Below are 3,074 nucleotides of genomic sequence, written 5' to 3' on the forward strand. Positions count from 1 at the left end.
AGTAAATCTACCACCACCGCTTTTTGTGTCATGGTGCAAGGGCAAGGATAGATCCGGTATCGGTTGGGAATTTTTTGAAGATACAGGACTATATTATGCTGTAAGTTAGGGGATATCCAAGAAATAAAATGCCCAGCCGTTTCAATAATATTGTTGGCAAAACCGAGATATTTAGGTGCTTTCGACTTCTAGTCGAAAGCGACGGCTGGGCATTTTATTATTGGCAAGTGCCTAGGCTGCAAGGAATGCCTCAGATAGCAGACTCCGAGAATTTGGCTGTCTCAATACTGTACTGTTACAAATCAAAATCAAGGGAAAATGTTTCGCCATCTGAATCATCTTGTATTTCGTCGAGTGTAGATTCCGTTGGCATTGGAGTCGGCTGTTGTTCTATGTTTTGGTTTGTAGCAACCCCTGTGACAGTACCCAGGATGTTTTGTGAATTTTCTGGAACTGTGACTTTCAAATGTGCCATACCTCCCTCCTACTTTGTTATTTATCTTCTAGTACAGCACGGCGGAAATAAACATACCATTTCAAATGGCGCAAGAAGCTCGGAATACAATTCTTTTGAATGCATGACTTTTGAATGCATGACTTCCGCCTTGCGGTACTAGTAGCTTTTCCAAAGCATCAAAGCGGGCACTCCAGATTTTTTCATACTCGCCTAGATACGCTGTGACAAAAAGTCACTGATCAAACCTAACAAAAAGTAGGGATGAGAGTGCAAATATGCAGAGAAAGTTTAGCGGTTTGTCAGTTGAAATCCGCTTGTGGGGAATGAATACTAAGGGAATACTTGTCATGATTCGAGCAAGGGTATGCAAACATACTATCTAGATAGAGAAAAAGAGCAGTCAGAATATGGGTCAGCACCAGTAATTAAGCCCAAGAATCAAGTAGGGGAGAGGGGAACAATCGCATTAATGTGGGTGGATGGTGTATTGATGATATCAGAGATGAGCTTGCATGGAGTGATGTTAGGAGGGCTAATCTTATCAGCATCAATGGCAGTAATGTTCCAAAAGCAAATAAATGAATTAATGAGCAAATGGGACAAGAAAGGGCGCAAATATAGGATAAATATTTACGGCATACTATTCGCGTTATTGTCATTAGTGTTCATGTTAGACTTTGCGGCAGCCCCAGCCAACGCACAGTTCTTTCAACAAGCTCAAGACTGGATAACCAATACAGGCTTCGGAGGTGCGCTCAACCCGGATACTTCTGCAACGGTGGTAAGCATTTTCAATATTCTGCGGATCTTGTTTTTGTTGTATATAGCAGTGTCTGTGGTGAACGTGATTCAAGCAGTCAGAAGAGATGAAGACTGGGCGAGTGCAGCCAGAACACCATTGATTATTCTAGTTGGTGTATTTGGAGCCGACTTCTTAACAACATTAATTACCTAAAATCAATTCGCAGTTCGCAATGAAGTTGTTCACTACGTGAACTAATTAATAATTAATCATTGTTGCTAACTGCGAATTCATAATTGGCTTGCTATGTAAGCCAATCAATTGCGAATTGCGCGCTTGGGAAAGAGAATGCAGCCAGAAAAAAAATTCCGTGTAGTGAATCAGAGCTTAGGAACGCAACCAAAAATAGGGCCGTTACCAGCAGAGCAAATATTTCCGTGGTTAGTAATAACAATCGGGTGCGTATTTGGATTTTACTATATGTTGAATTGGGGGTGGTTAGCGACGTTGTTTGCATCATTATGGGGATGTGCAACATGGTGGTTTGTATCGAGCAATAAAAGCTTTTTAGGAAAATTTGTAGGGACACCACGCATTAGTAGAGGATATATGCAATTCATCTCATTAATTAATTATTCTGCTCAACCAAACCAAATAAATCATCAAAACAAAGTTAAGAGAATTAAAAACATAAAAAATAAATTAAATATGTTGAGAGGTTCAAATTTTAAATAATAGAAATATTTCCCATAAAAATAATGATTAAACAATCCGAGAAGTTAGGGAAGAAAACATTAACGTTGACCCCATTTGAAGATGTGGTAAATCTAGCAGGAATATGCGAAATGGAGTTAGGAGGGAGAAAAGGAATAGGAGCATTAATCATCCAAAAAAAAGGAAATATACAAATAAAATTCGCCTTTGATTGCTTGGGAATCCACCCTTCCTTAGCAGCAGAACAAATAGTGCCAATATTTGAAGGAATAGAAGGGGGATTAAAAGAAATACCATCAGGAGAAAAGCTGACAATACATTTTGGCTCATTTACATCTGATGAAACAAGACAAAGGGAAATAACTTCAATAGAAAAACAATGCCCCCTAGAGCCAATAAAATTACTGTTACGTTCAGAAAGAATGCGTGTCAAAAAACTCACGCAGTCGGGAGTAAGAAAGAATAAGTTTCTGAGACTTTGGTGTACATATACAGTAGAAGAGGACGAAAAATTAGAAGACTTTGCGGAGATAGGACTCAAGAAACTGCAAAAAATTTGGTACTCATTTACAGGAGAGATTCATGACCTAAATAAAAATCGGATTGAAAATATATTAAGGAATTCATTTAGAGATGGATTTCAAAGCTGGGAGCAAATAATCTCAAATAAAATGGGGTTGTCAGTAACGCCGTTAAGCGGTGAAGAAATATGGGGGACAGTATGGGAAATATTTAATAATTCTCTGCCAACGCCTGTTCCCAATCCTTTGAAAATAACGTCTAATGAATTAAGTGAAAATCAAACGAGCGATTTTCATATAAAACATCATTTACTAGAGAATGAGAAATCAGTACCAGTATTTGATAAGAAGTGGGTAAAAATTCAGGATAAATATGTAGGAGCATTAAATTTTAGCCAAAAGCCAGGGGGGTGGGTAGATGAATATTCACAACTGAGATATTTATGGGAAGTAATGTCTCGTGAGAAGATAGCAGATACAGAGATAATTTGCCAAATAAGCAAAGCAAACGAGACAATAACGAAAACAAATTTACAGCGATTAACAAAACAGTCAATCACATCAACTGCGATGTCAACGGATTCAGGCAGTATAGATGTGAAGGCAGGATTAAACATAGAAGAATCGGTAGAAGCACAAC

3 protein-coding genes and 1 pseudogene are annotated in these 3,074 nt (G+C 38.3%); 3 read left to right on the top strand and 1 reads right to left on the bottom strand.

Features of this window, described 5'->3' with window-relative positions:
* Positions 1 to 295: 295 nt before the first annotated feature.
* A complete protein-coding gene (locus tag AC5JL8_RS07235; RefSeq protein ID WP_495879105.1) occupies positions 296 to 475 on the bottom strand; it encodes a hypothetical protein in 180 nt (59 codons plus the stop codon).
* A gap of 346 nt (positions 476 to 821) precedes the next feature.
* Here AC5JL8_RS07235 and AC5JL8_RS07240 point away from each other — a divergent pair, with 346 nt between their 5' ends.
* From AC5JL8_RS07240 to AC5JL8_RS07250, 3 genes and pseudogenes are all read left to right on the top strand, one after another.
* Positions 822 to 1,412 (top strand): hypothetical protein, encoded by a 591-nt coding sequence (locus tag AC5JL8_RS07240; RefSeq protein WP_495879106.1) that lies wholly within the window; start codon positions 822 to 824, stop codon positions 1,410 to 1,412.
* A 135-nt stretch (positions 1,413 to 1,547) separates the two neighbouring features.
* Positions 1,548 to 1,934 (top strand): hypothetical protein, encoded by a 387-nt coding sequence (locus AC5JL8_RS07245; RefSeq protein WP_495879107.1) that lies wholly within the window; start codon positions 1,548 to 1,550, stop codon positions 1,932 to 1,934.
* A gap of 23 nt (positions 1,935 to 1,957) precedes the next feature.
* Positions 1,958 to 3,074: pseudogene (locus AC5JL8_RS07250) on the top strand (hypothetical protein); the annotation flags it as partial.

It is taken from the genome of Mojavia sp. (assembly GCF_059505145.1).

Excerpts from the sequence above, each read along its gene's own strand:
- AC5JL8_RS07240 (WP_495879106.1), top strand. The coding sequence starts at position 822 with ATGCAAACATACTATCTAGATAGAGAAAAAGAGCAGTCAGAATATGGG.
- AC5JL8_RS07245 (WP_495879107.1), top strand. The coding sequence starts at position 1,548 with ATGCAGCCAGAAAAAAAATTCCGTGTAGTGAATCAGAGCTTAGGAACG.
- AC5JL8_RS07235 (WP_495879105.1), bottom strand. The coding sequence starts at position 475 with ATGGCACATTTGAAAGTCACAGTTCCAGAAAATTCACAAAACATCCTG.